At 69.6% G+C, this 16,461-nt stretch carries 14 protein-coding genes; 8 read left to right on the top strand and 6 right to left on the bottom strand.

What is annotated here, in order from left to right; all coding sequences use genetic code 11:
- The first annotated feature begins 295 nt into the window (after window positions 1–295).
- Together BKK79_RS42010 and BKK79_RS34340 are read left to right on the top strand one after the other, a co-directional pair.
- Window positions 296–421, top strand: coding sequence for a hypothetical protein (locus BKK79_RS42010; RefSeq protein ID WP_257787601.1), 126 nt, complete (start codon window positions 296–298; stop codon window positions 419–421).
- 108 nt (window positions 422–529) lie between these two features.
- Window positions 530–937 (top strand): VOC family protein, encoded by a 408-nt coding sequence (locus BKK79_RS34340; RefSeq protein WP_071040072.1) that lies wholly within the window; start codon window positions 530–532, stop codon window positions 935–937.
- A gap of 32 nt (window positions 938–969) precedes the next feature.
- Here BKK79_RS34340 and BKK79_RS34335 read toward each other — a convergent pair whose 3' ends face one another.
- Window positions 970–2,670 (bottom strand): serine hydrolase domain-containing protein, encoded by a 1,701-nt coding sequence (locus BKK79_RS34335; RefSeq protein WP_198173373.1) that lies wholly within the window; start codon window positions 2,668–2,670, stop codon window positions 970–972.
- A 282-nt stretch (window positions 2,671–2,952) separates the two neighbouring features.
- The gene (gene argC / locus BKK79_RS34330; RefSeq protein ID WP_071019649.1) at window positions 2,953–3,906 is read right to left on the bottom strand and encodes an N-acetyl-gamma-glutamyl-phosphate reductase; all 954 of its coding nucleotides are present in this window, start codon (window positions 3,904–3,906) and stop codon (window positions 2,953–2,955) included.
- Window positions 3,907–4,096: 190 nt separating this feature from the next.
- On the opposite strand from argC, the gene BKK79_RS34325 reads away from it, so the two are divergent.
- From BKK79_RS34325 to BKK79_RS34310, 4 genes are all read left to right on the top strand, one after another.
- Complete coding sequence (locus BKK79_RS34325) at window positions 4,097–4,981, top strand: LysR family transcriptional regulator (RefSeq protein ID WP_071019652.1); 885 nt, start codon at window positions 4,097–4,099, stop codon at window positions 4,979–4,981.
- Between the two features lie 125 nt (window positions 4,982–5,106).
- Window positions 5,107–6,114 (top strand): LysR substrate-binding domain-containing protein, encoded by a 1,008-nt coding sequence (locus tag BKK79_RS34320; RefSeq protein WP_084085539.1) that lies wholly within the window; start codon window positions 5,107–5,109, stop codon window positions 6,112–6,114.
- A gap of 90 nt (window positions 6,115–6,204) precedes the next feature.
- Entirely contained in the window at window positions 6,205–6,714 is a 510-nt protein-coding gene (locus tag BKK79_RS34315) for a RidA family protein (RefSeq protein WP_071019654.1), read from the top strand.
- Window positions 6,715–6,720: 6 nt separating this feature from the next.
- Window positions 6,721–7,920 (top strand): aminotransferase class V-fold PLP-dependent enzyme, encoded by a 1,200-nt coding sequence (locus BKK79_RS34310; protein ID WP_071040070.1) that lies wholly within the window; start codon window positions 6,721–6,723, stop codon window positions 7,918–7,920.
- 186 nt (window positions 7,921–8,106) lie between these two features.
- Here BKK79_RS34310 and BKK79_RS34305 read toward each other — a convergent pair whose 3' ends face one another.
- Both BKK79_RS34305 and BKK79_RS34300 read right to left on the bottom strand, forming a co-directional pair.
- Window positions 8,107–8,673 (bottom strand): hypothetical protein, encoded by a 567-nt coding sequence (locus BKK79_RS34305; protein WP_071019660.1) that lies wholly within the window; start codon window positions 8,671–8,673, stop codon window positions 8,107–8,109.
- A gap of 87 nt (window positions 8,674–8,760) precedes the next feature.
- Window positions 8,761–9,426 carry an O-methyltransferase gene (locus tag BKK79_RS34300; RefSeq protein WP_071019663.1) on the bottom strand — a complete coding sequence of 222 codons (666 nt, stop codon included), beginning with the start codon at window positions 9,424–9,426 and terminating at the stop codon, window positions 8,761–8,763.
- A 79-nt stretch (window positions 9,427–9,505) separates the two neighbouring features.
- Between BKK79_RS34300 and BKK79_RS34295 the strand changes: the two genes are divergently transcribed.
- Both BKK79_RS34295 and BKK79_RS34290 read left to right on the top strand, forming a co-directional pair.
- A complete protein-coding gene (locus BKK79_RS34295; RefSeq protein ID WP_071040069.1) occupies window positions 9,506–10,138 on the top strand; it encodes a TetR family transcriptional regulator in 633 nt (210 codons plus the stop codon).
- Window positions 10,139–10,317: 179 nt separating this feature from the next.
- On the top strand, window positions 10,318–11,619 hold the full coding sequence (locus BKK79_RS34290) for an MFS transporter (protein ID WP_071040068.1): 1,302 nt from the start codon (window positions 10,318–10,320) through the stop codon (window positions 11,617–11,619).
- A gap of 84 nt (window positions 11,620–11,703) precedes the next feature.
- Here the strand turns inward: BKK79_RS34290 and BKK79_RS34285 are convergent, their stop codons facing one another.
- Window positions 11,704–14,460, bottom strand: a complete 2,757-nt coding sequence (locus BKK79_RS34285) for a UPF0182 family membrane protein (RefSeq protein WP_071040067.1) — start codon at window positions 14,458–14,460, stop codon at window positions 11,704–11,706.
- Window positions 14,461–14,943: 483 nt separating this feature from the next.
- Window positions 14,944–16,182, bottom strand: coding sequence for a hypothetical protein (locus tag BKK79_RS34280; protein ID WP_157128598.1), 1,239 nt, complete (start codon window positions 16,180–16,182; stop codon window positions 14,944–14,946).
- Between the last annotated feature and the right edge of the window lie 279 nt (window positions 16,183–16,461).

Here is a 16,461-nt window from a genome sequence, read left to right as displayed (position 1 = left end):
TTGGATGCACATCGAGAGGGAATGCCGGGAGAAGCCGGCAGATCGGCCGATATTCCCGTTGGTGGCGGGCTGACCTAGGGTTTATACTGATCGCCACGCTTCCGCCACGCGGCGGAAGCGAGTGAGAGCGGCCCGCCTGGACGGGCCGCTGACGATTTCAACCCCTGTCCCGCTGTCTCCCGCGCCCCCGTCGCCCGGCCCTCGGCCGTGTGCCCGGCTGTCCCGGCTGCCAACATGCGGGTCGGGCGGCCGTGAACCTGCACGGCATTGCACCCGGTACTACCCCATGAAGCGGATGGCTGCATTCTTCGTCGTGAGCTGGACAGCCGCGGCGATCCTCCTGTTCTCCCACGACTCCGTGTCGATGCTGGCCCTGAGCGGCGTGGTCGCCTTCGGCGGGCTGGACCTGCTGCGTCCGTAGGCGGACCCCGGCGCGGCGTCGGCGCCATCCGGTGTAGAGTACGACAGCCCGCGCGCCAAGCCGGCCGCGGGGCTCCCTTCCTCCACCCACCGCCCACAGGACCCTGCCATGAGCCTGGTGATCGACCGCTTCGACCATATCGTCCTCAATGTGAAAGACGTGGAGGCCAGCGCCGCCTGGTACGAACACGTGCTCGGCATGCAGCGCGAGGACTTTGCCTCCCGTACCGGCACGCGCGTCAGCGTCAGGTTCGGCCAGCAGAAGATCAACCTGCGGCCGGTCGGCGAAGACACGGTGGCATGGTTCACCGGCGTCCGTCCCACCGCCGGCAGCGACGATCTGTGCTTCATCACCCGCATGCCGCCGAAGGAAGTGGTGGCGCATTTCCTCGCTCGCGAGGTGCCGATCGAGGCCGGGCCGGCCGAGCGCACCGGCGCGCTCGGGCCGATGACTTCAGTCTATTGCCGCGATCCGGATGGCAACCTGATCGAGGTGGCGAGCTACCCGGCGGCTTGAGCGGCGGGACGCTGCCGCCATGCCGCGGTGCCTCAGGGCAACCGCTGCACCGAAATCACGCCACGGTCGTACAGCACTGCGCCGTCGACCTTGCCGCCTGCGTCGCGGGTGAACTGGAGCTGCGCGCGGCCGTCTTCGAAGACGAAACGGTCGGGTCGGCCCGGCAGCGGAAAGACCGGCTGCCGCCAGAAATTGCCCAGCCGGACGCCGAGCTGGCCGCCGCTCTGCCGGACATCCAGCTTCAGTTCCGTGCGCAGCAGGCGCTTGCCTGCGTAGCGGCCGTCGTAGTCGGCGGCGCGTGCCGGCTCGATCACCACCGCCGCAGGCGCCGCCGCTTCGGTGCGGCTTGCCGAATAGCTCCCACCGCCTTGATACAGGTCTACGCCGGCTACGCGGCCGTCCTGCCGCCGGAAGACGAATTCGGCGCCGACGGGCGCATCGATGAAGGTATCGGTCCCGGCCGGCTCGAGCGGCCGGAAGCCGCCGCCGGAGAACCGGCGGTACAGCCGGCCGTCCTGCGCGGCGAAGATCTCCAAGGTGTCCCGGTCGACGCGGTAGCTGCCGCTGACGGCCGCCAGCTCGGCGTCCGACGGTGTACCGCGGGCCGTGGCGGCGGGCGGGTAGCGGCGCGCCAGCACGCCGGTCAGCAGCCGGGATGGCTCGGCATGCGTATTGGCGGCCAGCAGCGCTGCCGCCTCGCCGGTGTCCGGCGCGAACACGAGCAGGGCGCGGTAGCCGGCGGTCAGGCCGTCGTGGAAGTAGGTCCGGTGCGCACCGGTGCCTCGCATCATGACTGCGTAGCCGATCTCTCCGGCGCGGTAGCGGCCGAGCGGCGTCAGCATGCGCGTGGCGGCCGGGCCCAGCGGGCCGGCGCTGCCTGCCGACAGGGCGCGCGCGAAGGCCAGCAGGTCGGTGGTGCTGGAACGCAGCGCGCCCGCGCCGGCCAGGGCATCGAAGTCCCAGGGCGGCGCGGGTTCCAGGTGGAAGCGGCCGGGCACCAGCCGTTCCTGCCGGGCGCCGAGTACCTGCATGGTGTCGTGCATGCCCAGCGGGCCGGTGATGCGCTCGCGCACCAGGGTGGCCCAGGGTTTGCCGTAGTGGTCGGCCAGCAACTGGCCGAGCAGGCCCATGCCGAAGTTGCTGTAGGCGCCGGCGCAGGGTGGCGCGTGTGCCAGCCGCAGGCCGGCCACGGCGGCGTAGAGGCGCTGGCGGTCGATGGCGGCGAAGGGGTTGGGCTCGGTATAGCCCGGAAAGCCGGGCGCCTCGCGCGGCAGGCAGGCGCCATGGGTGACGAGCTGCCGCAGCGTGACGGCGGCGGTCTCCGGCGCCAGCCGGTAGGCGCCGCCGAGCAAGGTGCCGAGCGAATCGTCCAGCCCAAGCTCGCCGTGCTCCACGGCCTGGGCCAGCAGCAGTCCGGTGAAGAGCTTGCTGATCGAGCCGATCTCGAACAGCGGCTCGGCGCCGGCGGCTGCGCTTTGCACCATGGCAGGACCATCCTCCGACGCGCGGCGCAGCAGCGCCGACTGTTCGTGGTCCTGGCGCCATATGCCGACCGCGACGGTGCCGGGCTCATCGGCCAGGACGGCGCGCGCGATCTGCTCCGGTGGGGTGGTGAAATCGGGAAAGGTTGCCGCGGATGCAGCGTGCGCCGGCAGCGCGGGGGCGGCCAAGGCGCAGATCGTGCCCAGCGCCACGACGACGCGGCAAACCAGGCGAAAACGCAATCCCCTCATGGCATGCTCCCTGGGTTCCAATGACGGGATCCCCGACGATGGTGGCACCGGTACGGATGCCGTGGACGGCATTGTCGGCAAGGGTGTGAGGTCCGGTCAATATGGACGGAACCCGGGCCGGCGGCAGCGCGGGATCGCCGGTGCTGGCCGGGCTCGGTCCGGGACCCGGCGCGCGGCGATCGGCGGGGCTGGGGATGCGCGGAGGCGATCGGGAATGCTGCCGCGATGTGCGGCCTGATGTCGGCGGGCGCCCCGGCCGGTGCCAGGGGCCGCCCGCCCGCGTCAGGCCGCCTGGCGCGCGTCGGCCGCCACGCCCGCCAGCATCAGGTCGAGGTTCTGCACCGCCGCGCCCGAAGCGCCCTTGCCCAGGTTGTCGAACACCGCCGCCAGCAATACCTGCCCATGCTCGCGGTTGGCGAACACGGCCAGGCGCAGGTCGTTGGTGCCGTTCAGCGCCTGCGGGTCGAGGCGGGTGGCGGCGGCCGCCTCGGCCGGCGCCATCACCTCGACATGGCGCGCGCCGGCGTAGTGGTCGGCCAGGCAGGCATGCAGCTTGTCGCCGTCCGTGCCGGAGGCCAGCAGGTCCAGTTCCAGCGCCACCGTCAGCACGATGCCCTGGCGGAAGGCGCCGTAGGCCGGGACGAACGCGGGGCGCCGCGCCAGGCCCGCGTACTGCTGGATCTCGGGCGCGTGCTTGTGCGCCAGGCCAAGGCCGTAGACCTGGAACGGCAGGGCCTGGTCGGCGTCCGGTCCCTCGTAGGTATCGACCGCGGCGCGGCCGCCGCCGGAGTAGCCCGACACGGCATGGATGGCGAGCGGGTAAGCGGGCGGCAGCAGGCCGCCCTCCACCAGGGGGCGCAGCAGGCCGATCGCCCCGGTGGGGTAGCAGCCCGGATTGCTGACGCGCAACGCGCCGGCGATACGCTGCGCCTGGCCCGCCGCCATTTCCGGGAAGCCGTAGGTCCAGCCGGCTTGCGTGCGGTGCGCCGAGCTGGCGTCGATCACGCGCACCGCCGGGTTGGCGATGGATGCCACCGCCTCGCGCGCGGCCGCGTCCGGCAGGCACAGGATGGCGATGTCGCAAGCGTTGATGGCCTCGGCGCGGGCGCGTGCATCCTTGCGCTGGCCGGCGGGCAGCGTCAGCAGGCGCAGGTCGTCGCGGTCGCGCAGGCGTTCGTGGATCTGCAGGCCGGTGGTGCCCTGGTCGCCGTCGATGAAAACGAGGGGGTAGCGCATGATGTGGGTCCTCGAAAGTGGCTTGGGAATCGGTGGGAAAGCGTCAGCCCGGGGCCGGCGTGGCCGGTACGGGAAGCGCCATCTTGCGCCACCGGATAGAATCGGAAAAGTTGAATTTCATGACGCTGAAGTTCATCTTTCCTGAATGAAGTCCGCTGCCACGGACCCACCCTCAACCGGAGTGCCGCCGATGCGCGAAATCAGCCTGGACCGCCTGCGTACCCTCGTCGCCATCGCCGACCTGGGCTCCTTCGCCGAGGCCGCGCGCGCGCTGCACCTGGCGCCGCCCACCGTCAGCCTGCATATCGCCGAGCTGGAGGCCCGCGTCGGCGCGCCGCTGCTGACGCGCAAGCGTGGCGAGGTGCGGCCCTCCGCCATCGGCGAGACGCTGGTGGAGCGCGCCCGCCGCCTGCTGGCCGATGCCGACCAGGCGCTGGACGACGTGCAGCGCCAGGTGCAGGGCCTGGCCGGGCGGGTGCGCCTCGGCGCCTCGACCGGCGCCATCGCCCACCTGCTGCCGCAGGCGCTGGCCATGCTGGCGGAGCGGCATCCCGACATCGACGTGCAGGTGGCCGTGCTGACCTCCCAGGAGACGCTGGCGCGGCTGGCCGCCGGCACGCTGGAGGTCGGCCTGGTGGCGCTGCCGCAGGCGCGCGTGGCGGGACTGGCCATCCGCCCCTGGCGGCGCGACCCGGTGCTGGCCTTCCTGCCGGCGAGCTGGCCTTGTCCGGCGCGCATCACGCCGGCCTGGCTGGTGTCGCGCCCGCTGATCCTGAACGACGGCACCACGCGCCTGTCGCGCCTGACCGCCGAGTGGTTCGCCAGCGGCGGCCACCGGCCGGTGCCGCGCATCCAGCTCAACTACAACGACGCCATCAAGAGCCTGGTGGCGGCCGGCTATGGCGCGGCGCTGCTGCCGCACGAGGCCACCACGCCGGTGCCGGACGCGCGTGTGGTGATGCGGCCGCTGCGCCCGGCACTGTGGCGGCAGCTGGGCCTGGCGCATCGCGCGGGGCAGGTCGAGCGTGCCACCGAGCATGTGCTCGACGTCCTGTGGGCGCTGCGCGCGGCATAGCGGGGACGAAGCGCCCGCGAGGGGCGGGGCCGATGCGCGCTGAGCGCCAGCGTGGCCGCGGCGGCGCGTGAGGCGTGGCGTAGAATGGTCCGCCTTCCGCGTCCTGCCTTGTTGCCGTGCCTGCCATGCGTTCCGTGCGCCCCATCCCGCCGCTGCTGTCCCTGCGCGTCTTCGAGGCGGTGGCGCGCCACCTGAGCTTCAGCAGCGCGGCGCAGGAACTGAACGTGACCCAGAGCGCGGTCAGCCACCATATCAAGAAACTGGAGGAAGACCTGGGCCTGCCGCTGTTCGCGCGGCGCCCGCGCGCGGTCGCGCTGACCGAGGCAGGGCAGGCCTACCAGGTCCACGTGGCGGCGGCCTTCGAGCGCCTGCGGCTGGGTACCGAAGCGATCCGCGCCGCGTCCGCGCCGAGCGTGCTGACGGTCGGGCTGCTGGCCTCCTTCGGCACGCGCTGGCTGGCCTCGCGCCTGCGCGGCTTCCACGCGGCGCACCCGGGTATCGAACTGCGCCTGCGGCCCGACATCGCGCTGGCCGACCTCGCGCGCGGCGAGGTGGACGTGGCGATCCGCTACGGCCGCGGCAAGTGGCCCGGCCTGCGCGCGCGCAAGCTGATGCCGGAACGGCTGGCGGTGGTGTGCGCGCCGGCGCTGCTCGCCGGCCCGGGGCGGCCGCCGCGGCCGCCGCGGCGGCTGCGCCCGCAGGACCTGCTGCGCTTCCCCATCCTCAGCTCGCACGCCAGCGAGCCCTTCGAGTGGGCCGCCTGGGCGGCCCGCTTCGGCCTGGACCTGGGCCAGGCGCAGACCGTGCACCTGCATGACTACAACATCGTGGTCGAGGCCGCGTTGGCCGGCCAGGGCATCGCCATGGGCCGTCACCGCCTGATCGGGCCGCATCTCGCCAGCGGCGCGCTGGTGCACGCTTTGCCCGGCATGGTGCTGGACGACCCGGACATCGGCTGGTGGCTGGTGACGGCGAACGGGCCGCGCGGCGCGGCGCTGGAGACCTTCTGCGACTGGCTGATGGCCGTGGCCGCGCAAGCCGTGGAGGAGGTCGGCAACGCAGGCGCGGCGCCGCTCGGCAAGGACGACGGCGGCATGGATCAATCTGGCTCATCCGTGCGCGCAAAGGATTGATTGGTCAGGCGCCGCGGCCGGCGCTAGCATGGGACTTCCCGATCGCAACCTGCAAGCCGCAACCCGCGATCCCCGACCCGAGCGATCCCCATGACCCAGTCCCTCAGCGCACGCGCGGCCGAACTCGGCCTGCACCTGGAGGCCGCCGCCGCGCCGGCCGCCAACTATGTTCCCTTCGTGCAGGAGGGCAACCTGCTGTATATCTCCGGCCAGATCGCGCGCCGCCAGGGCGAGACGGCCTGCGTCGGCCACCTCGGCGCCGAGGTCACGGAAGCCGAGGGCATCGAGGCGGCGCGATTGTGCGCGCTGGCTGTGCTGGCGCAGATCGCGGCCGCCACCGGCGACCGCCTCGACCGCGTGGCGCGCATCGTGCGCCTCGGCGTCTTCGTCGCCAGCGCGCCGGGCTTCCGCCGGCAGAGCGCGGTGGCCGACGGCGCCTCCAACCTGATGGTGCAGGTCTTCGGCGAGGCCGGCCGGCACGCGCGCAGCGCCGTCGGCGTGGCGGAGCTGCCCACCGGCAGCGCCGTCGAGATCGAGGCCGTGGTCGCCCTGCGGCCGCTGGACGCGCCGTCCGGCCAGCCTGGCCAGCCCGCAGCCTGATCCGCCATGACCGCACTGCTCACCGACGCCGCGGTCGACGCCTTGCGCGCCGCCACGCCCGGCACGCGCACGACCATCCACTTCAACCACGCGGGCGCTTCCTTGCCCTCCGCCGCCACCCTCGGCGCGATCCACGCCCACCTGGAGCGCGAGGCCACGCGCGGGCCGATGGAGGCCGGCGTGGCCGCCGCGGAGCAGAGCGAGCAGGCGCGCGTGCTCGCCGCCACGCTGCTCAACGCCGGGCCCGACGAGATCGCCCTGACCGGCGGCACCTCGCAAGGCTGGGGCAGCGCCTTCGCCGCGCTGGGCCGCTGGCGTGCGGGCGAGCGCATGCTGGTCAGCCGCCACGAATGGGGCGGCAATCTTGCGGTCATGCAGTTGGCGGCACGCGAGGCCGGGGCTTCGGTCGAAACCATCCCCTGCGCGCCGGACGGCACGGTCGATCCCGCCGCGCTCGAGGCCATGCTGGACGAACGCGTGCGCCTGATCGCGCTGACCTGGCTGCCGGCCAACGGCGGCCTGATCAATCCGGCCGAGGCCGTGGGCCAGGTGGCGCGCCGCCATGGCATCCCGTACTTCGTCGATGCCGCGCAGGCGGTCGGCCAGTTGCCGGTCGACGTGGCCCGCCTCGGCTGCGACGTGCTGAGCGCGGCTGGCCGCAAGGCGCTGCGCGCGCCGCGCGGTACCGGCCTGCTCTATGTACGGCGCGGGTTCCTGCCGCGCATGGCCACGCCGGCCTGGGTCGACCGCCATGCCGCGCCGCTCGACGCCCATGGCGAGCCGCGGCTGCGCCAGGACGCCGGCCGCTTCGAAGCGGCGGAGGCCTCGCTGGCGTTGCGCTGCGGTCTCGCCAACGCGCTGCGCGAAGCGCTGGCCATCGGCCTGCCGGCCATCCGCGCGCGGATCTTGGCCACGGCCGCCCACCTGCGCGCGGAGCTGGCCGCGGTTGCCGGCGTGACGGTGCTCGACGCGGGCACCGAACGCTCCGGCCTGGTGGCCTTCCAGGTGGCCGGGCACGAGCCGGCCGCGCTGCAGCGCGCGCTGGCGGCGCAGGGTATCTCGATCGGCACCAGCGGCATTCCCTATACGCCGCTCGACATGCGCGCGCGCGGCCTGGACCAGGTGGCGCGGGCATCGGTCAGCTACCTGACCACGGTGGAGGAGGTAGGGCGGCTCGTTGCGGCCTTGCGAGGGTTGCCGCGCTGAGGGCGATGGCCTCAGCCGTGCCACGCGGCGACGTTGTGGCAGGACCAGGGGCTACCGGGCAGGACGACGAGCGCCGGGCCGGCTTCGGCTCACTGCGCGACGGGCCGGAAGCGAAGGCAGGCGCTGGCGCGTGGTGGCTGCGGCGGCCGGGGACGCACGCGATGCGCCTGCCCGGGGCCACGCTTCTCAGGCGCCCCCCTGTTGGCGGCGCACTTGGCGCGATGCAGGTTCGGCAGCCTGCCCGAGAACGCGATTGGCCCGGCGGATGAAGGCCCAATGCCAGGCCCAGAAGGCGAGAGCGGCCAGGCCGGCGGCCGATCCCAGCGCGTTCGGCAGCAATGAGACGAGCTGCGCCGCACACCAGCCGATGCCGCTTGCCAGGCCGAAGGAGCGGAACCGCGCCAGGCCTGCGTGGGAACGCGCTTGCGCCTCCAGGGAGCGCGCGACGTTCGCCACGATGCAGAAGTCTTCGATGAAGTTGTAGGGCAGCAGGAACATCAGCCATACGCTGGCAGGGGAAGCGCGGCGGGCCTGTGGCGAGACCAGCGACAGCGACGTCTTCAGGTCACGGGCGTACAGGTAGACCAGGGCGAGGAAGACCAGGGCCACGGCCGCGCCGGTGCCCTGACCGAAGCGCTGCATTTCAGCGAGGATGCCGCCGCCGGCCTCGGGGTGGAAGAAGGGATAGGCCAGGCCGTAGCCGACCGGGACGCTGAGCAATGCCTTGAGGAAGATCCGTGGTGCTGGTTTCATGTGGGTGGCAGGATGGGGTATCCAATGGGCAGGGCGGGAACTGCGCGATTGCCTTGCCAATCCGCCATGATGCCAGTCAGCGCAGGCTCAGCCCAGCCGCATCGACAACTCCACATCCTCCGCGAATGGCACCGACAGATAGCCTGCCGCCGGCGCGCGCACGCGCGCCAGGTATTCCGGGCTGTCATCGGCGTTGTCGGCCACGATCAGCGCACCGGGCCGCAGCCGGCTCTCCACCAGGGCGAGGATGTCGGGGTAGAGCGCCTTGGCGCCGTCGAGCAGCAGCAGGTCGATGCGCGCGGGCAGGTCGGAGGCCAGTGTCTGCAGGGCGTCGCCCACACGGATTTCCACCAGGTCGTGGAGGCCGGCGGCGGCCAGGTTGGCGCGGGCGCGCGTTACCTTGGACGGCTCGAACTCGCTGGTGATCAGGTGGCCGCCGCCGTTGTCACGCAGCGCCGCCGCCAGGTGCAGGGTCGAGATGCCGAAAGAGGTGCCGAACTCCACGATGCTGCGCGCGCCGCAGCCGCGCGCCAGCAGGTAGAGCAGGCGGCCGGTTGCGCGCGAGACCGGCAGCGGCACGTCCTTCAGGCGGCCATAGAGCTCGAGATAATCGGTCTTGCTCTGCAGCAGCCGTGCGCGCTCGGCCGGCGCGAGGTCGGCGAAGCCGGCAAGCAGCGCCGGCGAGGCCGCGTCGGCCTCGGCGAACAGGCGCTCCAGCAAGGGAGCGACGGGGGAGGTGGTCAGGGTAGTCATCGGGCTTTCCTCATTGAAAGAGTGAAACCTATAATGCGACGAATCCTTCAGGTTTTCTATTCGCATTGCCGACCGCCCCATGCCGCCGCGCCGAAACACCCAGATTGCCTCGCGAAAACAGCCCCGGCAGGCCCGCTCCACCGAACTGGTCACGGCCGTCCTGCAAGCCGCTGTTCAGGTTCTGGCCGAAGAAGGCGCACCACGTTTCACCACCGCGCGCGTGGCCGAGCGGGCCGGCGTCAGCGTCGGCTCGCTGTACCAGTACTTCCCCAACAAGGCGGCCATCCTGTTCCGCCTGCAAAGCGACGAATGGCGCCGGACCACCGAACTGCTGCGCGCCATTCTCGAAGACCGCGCCCGGCCGCCGTTCGAACGGCTGCGCATCCTGGTGCACACCTTCCTGCGTTCCGAATGCGAAGAAGCCGCCATCCGGGGGGCGCTCAACGACGCCGCGCCGCTCTATCGCGATGCGCCCGAAGCGCAGGAGGTGAAGGCGGCGGGGCAGGGCATCGTCGACGCCTTCATGCGCGAGGCCCTGCCCGCGGCCTCGGACGCGACGCGGGCGCTGGCCGGCGGGCTGATCGCCAGCACGCTCGGCGCGGTCGGCAAGCAGTTCTCGGAGGCGCCGCGCTGCGACGAGGAAATCGATATCTACGCGGACGCCATGGCCGATATGTTGGTTGCCTATCTCGAGCGCCTGGGCCGTGCGTGATTCCGGCTTGACGGCAGCGACAAGCGGGCGCACCTTGGCATGTCGGCACCACGACCGCCCGGTTGGCCGCCGGCGGCAGCCATCGCCGCGCCGGTGCCCAAGGACGTGGGGCCACGAGCCGTTCCGGCCGCCTGCCCGGCACCGGACGCCATCCCGCTCTTGCCGCGTGGGGGACGCATATGCTGGCCGCTTCAGGTCATAACGGTGCCGAAGGCCGCGACCGGACCCTGCTGTACTTCGGCTGCCTGACCCTGCTCACCTACCTGGCCGCACCGGGCGGCGCGCTGGTCGATATCCAGACTTCCTACCTGCTCAAGAACCAGCTGCACGCCACCGCCACGGAGATTTCCGTGTTCCGGCTGCTGACCGGCATTCCGGTCTACTTCGCCTTCGCCTTCGGCCTCGCGCGCGACCAATGGAACCCGCTGGGCTGGCGCGACCGCGGCTTCTTCCTGATCTTCGCCCCGCTCACCGCCGTCGCGCTGCTCGGCATGGCCTTCAGTGGCCTTTCCTATGCGAGCCTGGGCCTCGGCATGCTGCTGGCGATGCTGTCCTCCCGCTTCGTCGCCGCCGCGTACCAAGGGCTGATCGCGCTGGTCGGCCAGGAAAAGCTGATGTCCGGCCGGCTGAGCGCTCTATGGAACGTCGTCGGCACCATCCCGGTCGTGGCGAGCGCCTTCGCCTCCGGCTACGTCTCCGACCACCTCGGTGCGCAGCAAGCCTTCCTGCTGGTGGCGGTGCTCAATCTCGGCCTCGCCCTGCTGTCCCTGTGGAAACCGGCCTCCGTCTTCCGCCATGCCTACGAGCAACCGCAGGCCCGGCGCACGGACTTCGTCGGCAACGTCCGCCGGCTGGTCAACCATCGGGCCATCTACCCCGCGCTGCTGATCTGCTTCCTGTGGAACTTCGCGCCGGGCGCCGCCACGCCGCTGCAGTTCTACCTGAGCAATACGCTGCACGCCTCCGATGCCGTCTACTCCTACTACAACGGCATCTTCGCCGCCGCCTTCGTGCCGACCTTCCTGCTGTACGGCTACCTGTGCAAGAGGGTGGCGCTGAGCAAGCTGCTGTGGTGGGGCACTCTGGTTGCCATTCCGCAGATGATCCCGCTGGCCTTCATCCACTCGGCCAATCTCGCGCTGGTGCTGGCGGCGCCGATCGGGCTGATGGGCGGCGTGGCTACCGCGGCCTACTTCGACCTGGCGATGCGCGCCTGCCCGCCGGGGCTGCAGGGAACCCTGATGATGCTGGTGGACGGGGTGTTCGCGCTGTCGGGGCGGGCTGGGGACCTGCTGGGGTCGTGGATCTATCGCAGCGGGGAGGAATGGGGATTTGTCTATTGTGTGGTGGCGACTACGTTCGTTTATGCCTTGATCCTGCCGCTGATTGCGGCGGTGCCGAGGGAGTTGATTGCCACCAGGGATGGGGAATTCAACGCGGAAGTCGAGGCGGCGGCGATCGAGGAGAGCGGGCGGGGCTAGCGCCCGAGAGTCGCGCGTACCCCTGCGGATGCCGCCCGTCGGCGGGCCGGGCCGCCGCGCGCGGGCAAGCCGTAAACCCGCACCTCAGCGGCGCTCGCCGTCCCGGTCGGCGCCAAGCTTTTCCAGCAGCGGCCTGAGCGCATCGAGTTCCGCGCCGAAGCCGCTCCAGTCTCCAGCCTTCAGCCGCTCGATGGCGCGGTCATAGTGGGCGAGCGCATCGCGTGCGCGTGCGTCGGCCGGGCCGGGGGCGGATGGTGCCGACGGAGCGCTGTCCTTGAACAGCGCCGCGATGGCTTCGCCCAAGGTGTCTTCCATCACCACGCGGTCGCCGTAGGCCGCGATGACGCGCTTCAATTCGGGCAACTGGCCGGACGCCGCGCGCAGGTAGAGCGGCGAGACGTAGAGGATCGAGTTCTCGACCGGCACGACCAGGAGATGGCCGCGGATGACGCGGGAGCCCATCTGGTTCCATAGCGAGATCTGCTGCGAGATCTCGGTGTTCTGCTGGATGCGTGCCTCGATCTGGTAGGGGCCGTAGACCAGCTTCTCCTTGGGGAAGGCGTAGACGATGAGCTTGCCGTATGCGGGTGGATCGCAGCGGGCTGCCAGCCACGCGATCATATTGTCGCGCTGGCTGGGCACCATCGGCATCATCAGGATGAACTCGGTGTCCGCCTCGCCGGGAAGCCGCATGATCATGTAGTAGGGCGACATCAGCGGGGTGGGCGCGCCGGGAGCGTTGGTACCTTCTATGCCGGCCGGGGCGCGCGGGAACTGCCAGAGATCCTCGCGGTTATAGAAGACTTCCGGCGCGTCCATATGGTAGGCGCCGTAAAGCTGCGCCTGGATCCGGAACAGCTCCTCGGGGTAGCGGATATGCCGCTGCAGATCCGCCGGCATGGCGGACAGGGGTTTGAACAAGGCCGGGAAGATCCGCCGGTACGTCTGCACGATCGGGTCGGCGGGATCGCTGACATAGAAATCGACGGCGCCGTCATAGGCATCGATCACGATCTTGGCCGCATTGCGGATGTAGTTGGAGTTTTCGCCGAAGCCCGGCTGGGCATAGGGGAACCAGCGGCTGGTGGTATAGGCATCCTGGATCCAGTAAAGACGCCCGCCGCTGGCCACGATATACGGGTCCCGATCCAGGCTCAGGAACGGCGCGATAGCCAGCACCCGTTCCTGGATATTGCGGTGGATCAGGATCCGGCTTTGGCCGGTGATGTATCCGGTCAGCAGGATGTTGGCATCGCCCTGCTGCCAGGCGAACAGGGTGCGCCGCGCCAGGCCGCCGATGGCGATGCCGTCCCGCCCCTGGTAGCTGGTATAGGCATTGTCCTTGCCCTGCGGGTAGTCGAACTCCGGCACGCTGCCTTTGACGATGACGTAGTCGCGTGTGCCTTCGCCGAAATAGATGCGCGGTTGCCCGACCGGCGGACCGCCGGCGGCCACCGGCGGAATATCCCGCAGATAGAAGGAAGGCAGCCCTTCCGCTGATTTCTCGGTAACCGGCGACATCACGATGCCGCTGCCGTGGGTGAACAAAAGATGCAGGTTCACCCAGGTCTTGGCATTCGCCGGCAGCATGGCCGGCTCGAATTCGCGCGCGGACAGCATGACCTGGCGGTAGCCGCTGTCGAGGCGGTAGCGGTCGATGTCCAGCGAGAGAAACTTGTAGTAAGTCCGGATCTCCTGCAGCTGCGCATAGGTATCCAGCAGCGGTGCCACGTCCCACAGGCGGACATTGTCGATGGTCGCCCGGTTGGCCTCGATCTTGGCGAGATCCAGTCCCTGCTCGGCGGGAAACGGCTTGACCTCGATCTGTTCCAGGCCATAGGCCCTGCGGGTCAGCGCGATATTGCGGGCAATGAAGGGCGCCTCCAGTTCCAGTTCGCTCGGCTTGACATAGAAGCGATGGAACAGCGCCGGATAGACCAGGGCCAACAGGAAAGAGCCGCCGGACACCAGCAAGACCGCGGCGACCGGCACGCGATAGTCGCGGCGGCGCATATTGGCCAGCGATGCGCAGGCCGCGGCGATGGCAAGGCTGGCGAGCAGCCACAGCACGGGCAGCTCGACGTGGATGTCCGTATAGCTGGCGCCCACCACGACGCCGTTATCGCCGTACAGCAGCAGATAGCGGTCCAGCCAGTACGACCAGGCCTTCAACAGGAAGAACAGGCCCAGCAGCGCCGAGCCATGCGCCGCCACGGCGGGAGCCAGCCGGATGGCAGGCGGCCCGAGCACGATATCGCCACGTATCCCATAAATCACGGCAGCGATGGCCGTGCTCCAGAGCAGCAACCAGTACAGCCAGTTCTTCAGGGCAAGATAAAGCGGCAGCGAGAAGAGGTAGAAACCGATGTCCTTGCCGAAGATCGGGTCCTGCTCGCCGAAGGGAACCTGGTGCAGGAAGCGCAGCGCCAGGTCCCAGCGCGACATTTCACTGTCGGCGATGAACAGCCCGATGACGACGGCCGCGCCGGCAAGGGCGGCACGCCAGGGAATGCGTGCCGCCACGTCGCCGGGCATGCCGATGAACCGTGGCGGTCCGGAGGAGCCGGTGTGCAGCGCCAGCACGCGAGGCCCGCTCGCAAAATGGTGCGCCACCATCCCCGCCGCCCATAGGATGCCCGCCGAGATGGCGAACACGGCAATGAACAAGAAGACCTTGGCGGAGAGAATGACCCGGAAGACGCTGGCGTAGCCGATCGAAGAAAGCCACAGCCACTCGACCAGGAGATCTGCCAGGCGGGCGAGGAGGATCAGGCCGCCGATGACTACGGCGGCGATGGCATAGCCCTTCAGGCGCACGCTGGATCTGCGTGGCGACCGCATTGCCTCTCCTTGGCTGCAACCGTTGGCGAGCTATCGCGCTGCCGGCCGCTCGTAGGTGACGGATCCGGCGGGCAGGTGCGGATACCCCGTCAGGCATTCTAGGTCGGGGATCTGGCTGTCGGCGGGCCAGGCGTGTGGTGTGGGGTACCAAATCTTGCGGGGCCGGGGGGAAGGGGAAGGGGGAAGGGGGGGCGAGTGGCGGTGGCTAGGCCGGGGTCTGCATGCTCACGAGCTGCCTGGAGCGCGCCTCTTGGCACCCGGTGTGCCGGGTTCGCACCGCGTTGGCGTTGGCCCGAGATGTCATTGAGCCGAATCGGGAAATGCCGGTGATCGCTTGGAGGTGGCGGCTTGAGCGGTTGAGTCCGCGACCAGGGACCCGCTGCGGCCATTGGGTCCATTGGGTCCGGCATCGTCGTTCCAGGCCCGGAATCAAAAGGGAGAGGGGCCGGAACCCCCTCCCTTCAGGAACGATGCAGCAATTTGCTATTTCTTCGCGATCGTAAACGGGCCCGACTCCGAGCACTCCTGCCGGCTGGCATCGAGCGACCAGGTTTCCGCCCATTTCTCCTCGAAGGTGCCGGCGATGGCCCCGGTGGCGTCAATCGTGCCAACGTGCTTGTTATAGCCCTCCTCGTAGAAGGTCACGCTTCCCTGGACCGAAGAAATGCCCTTGGGTTGCAGTTCGTAGAGGTTGATGGCGCCGTTCTTGGCGTTGTAGCTGCCGGTCAGGTAGGCGGGCTGGCCATTATCGTCGGGATATCGCACCAATGCGATATTGCGCGCCGCATCGAAGGCGATGCTGATGTCGATATAAATCGGCTTGTTGAGCGTCCGATCGCTGCTGCAGTAAAGCGTCGCTGCACCGCCATTGACGGAAATCGGTGCCGGAATGGTTTGCTGCGTGACGGTCTTGGTCAGGCGATAGTCGACGAACTTTCCTGCCATGTCGCTGGCCAGGGACGTGCTCAGGGCCTCATTCGCGGCGCGGATGCGTGCCGCGTTGGAGGGGTCGTTGAACCAGTCGTCGGCGGTCATGCCCGTGGTGCCCAAAGGCTTGCTCTGTACCACTGCGGAAGCCAGCGCGAGCGTGTTGCTGGTGGCGCCGCCGATGAGCGAAGTCTGGCCGCCATCGATATAAGCCTGGAGGATTGTCGCCGCCCGTTGGACTACGGAAAAATCGGGCGAGTAGGCATCGAGTTCGGCTTGAGAGACCTTGCCGTCATGGTCCAGGTCGGCCAGCGCGAAATTCGCGGTGGTGATGTGCGTGACATTGGCGGAGGTCAACTGTGCCGGCGTCACCGTGCCGGCAGATCCTGCCGCAGACAACACCTGTGCCACGGTGCCCAATGTCGAGGCGAGCTGGATGTCGGTGCCCTTCGCGGCCATCAGCGTCAGCAGGCCGGAAGCGAGATTGCGGGGAATGGTCAGGACGTAGTTACCCTGAGCGTCGGTCTGGCTGGAGCAGATCGCATCCCCGGCGGCATTGTTCGCCTGCACCCCATTGGAGAACAGGCAGACCTTCGCGCCTGCGATCGGGCCGTCAGTGACCTGGCCGCTCAGCGTTACCACGTTGCTGCCGGCGCTGGGCGTGCTCACGGTGGCCGTGTTGCTGCTGCCACTGCCACTATCGCCGCCACCGCAGGCGGATAGCGCAAACACCGCCAGCGCAATCGTTGCCGACGCCGCGAGCCTGAAGTTTCCCGTTTTCGAAAGGTTATGCAATTCCCAGCCCCTAAAGACGAAGCCCCTGCCAGTGCAGGGTAACTAACGAAGAAATGTATGTGCGTTGTGATGCACTGTCTGGCATCTAACGGCACTTTCCAGGTGTTCTTTAGGATACAAAGTGGATTAAGGGGGCCTTCTGATGCCGCTTGTCGGGAGGCATCTGTAGCTGCCGCCCGGCTGTCGTGGCATGGCCGGTCGTCTCCCTTTGAGCAGCGTGCGGCATATCTGGCTTGAGCCTGCGATACCCACGCCTGAGTGTCCAGGTCGGCCAAGCGA

This window comes from Cupriavidus sp. USMAA2-4, from assembly GCF_001854305.1.
Lineage (GTDB): Bacteria > Pseudomonadota > Gammaproteobacteria > Burkholderiales > Burkholderiaceae > Cupriavidus > Cupriavidus malaysiensis.
Note: the sequence above shows the minus strand (reverse complement) of the source record. Positions and strands in the feature narration are given on the sequence as shown.

What these genes read in the sequence shown, in the direction of transcription:
- BKK79_RS34305 (WP_071019660.1), bottom strand. Translation starts at nt 8,673, where the DNA reads ATGAAACCAGCACCACGGATCTTCCTCAAGGCATTGCTCAGCGTCCCG.
- BKK79_RS42010 (WP_257787601.1), top strand. Translation starts at nt 296, where the DNA reads ATGGCTGCATTCTTCGTCGTGAGCTGGACAGCCGCGGCGATCCTCCTG.
- BKK79_RS34315 (WP_071019654.1), top strand. Translation starts at nt 6,205, where the DNA reads ATGACCCAGTCCCTCAGCGCACGCGCGGCCGAACTCGGCCTGCACCTG.
- BKK79_RS34325 (WP_071019652.1), top strand. Translation starts at nt 4,097, where the DNA reads ATGCGCGAAATCAGCCTGGACCGCCTGCGTACCCTCGTCGCCATCGCC.
- BKK79_RS34335 (WP_198173373.1), bottom strand. Translation starts at nt 2,670, where the DNA reads ATGAGGGGATTGCGTTTTCGCCTGGTTTGCCGCGTCGTCGTGGCGCTG.
- argC (WP_071019649.1), bottom strand. Translation starts at nt 3,906, where the DNA reads ATGCGCTACCCCCTCGTTTTCATCGACGGCGACCAGGGCACCACCGGC.
- BKK79_RS34320 (WP_084085539.1), top strand. Translation starts at nt 5,107, where the DNA reads ATGCGTTCCGTGCGCCCCATCCCGCCGCTGCTGTCCCTGCGCGTCTTC.
- BKK79_RS34290 (WP_071040068.1), top strand. Translation starts at nt 10,318, where the DNA reads ATGCTGGCCGCTTCAGGTCATAACGGTGCCGAAGGCCGCGACCGGACC.
- BKK79_RS34295 (WP_071040069.1), top strand. Translation starts at nt 9,506, where the DNA reads ATGCCGCCGCGCCGAAACACCCAGATTGCCTCGCGAAAACAGCCCCGG.
- BKK79_RS34310 (WP_071040070.1), top strand. Translation starts at nt 6,721, where the DNA reads ATGACCGCACTGCTCACCGACGCCGCGGTCGACGCCTTGCGCGCCGCC.
- BKK79_RS34285 (WP_071040067.1), bottom strand. Translation starts at nt 14,460, where the DNA reads ATGCGGTCGCCACGCAGATCCAGCGTGCGCCTGAAGGGCTATGCCATC.
- BKK79_RS34340 (WP_071040072.1), top strand. Translation starts at nt 530, where the DNA reads ATGAGCCTGGTGATCGACCGCTTCGACCATATCGTCCTCAATGTGAAA.
- BKK79_RS34300 (WP_071019663.1), bottom strand. Translation starts at nt 9,426, where the DNA reads ATGACTACCCTGACCACCTCCCCCGTCGCTCCCTTGCTGGAGCGCCTG.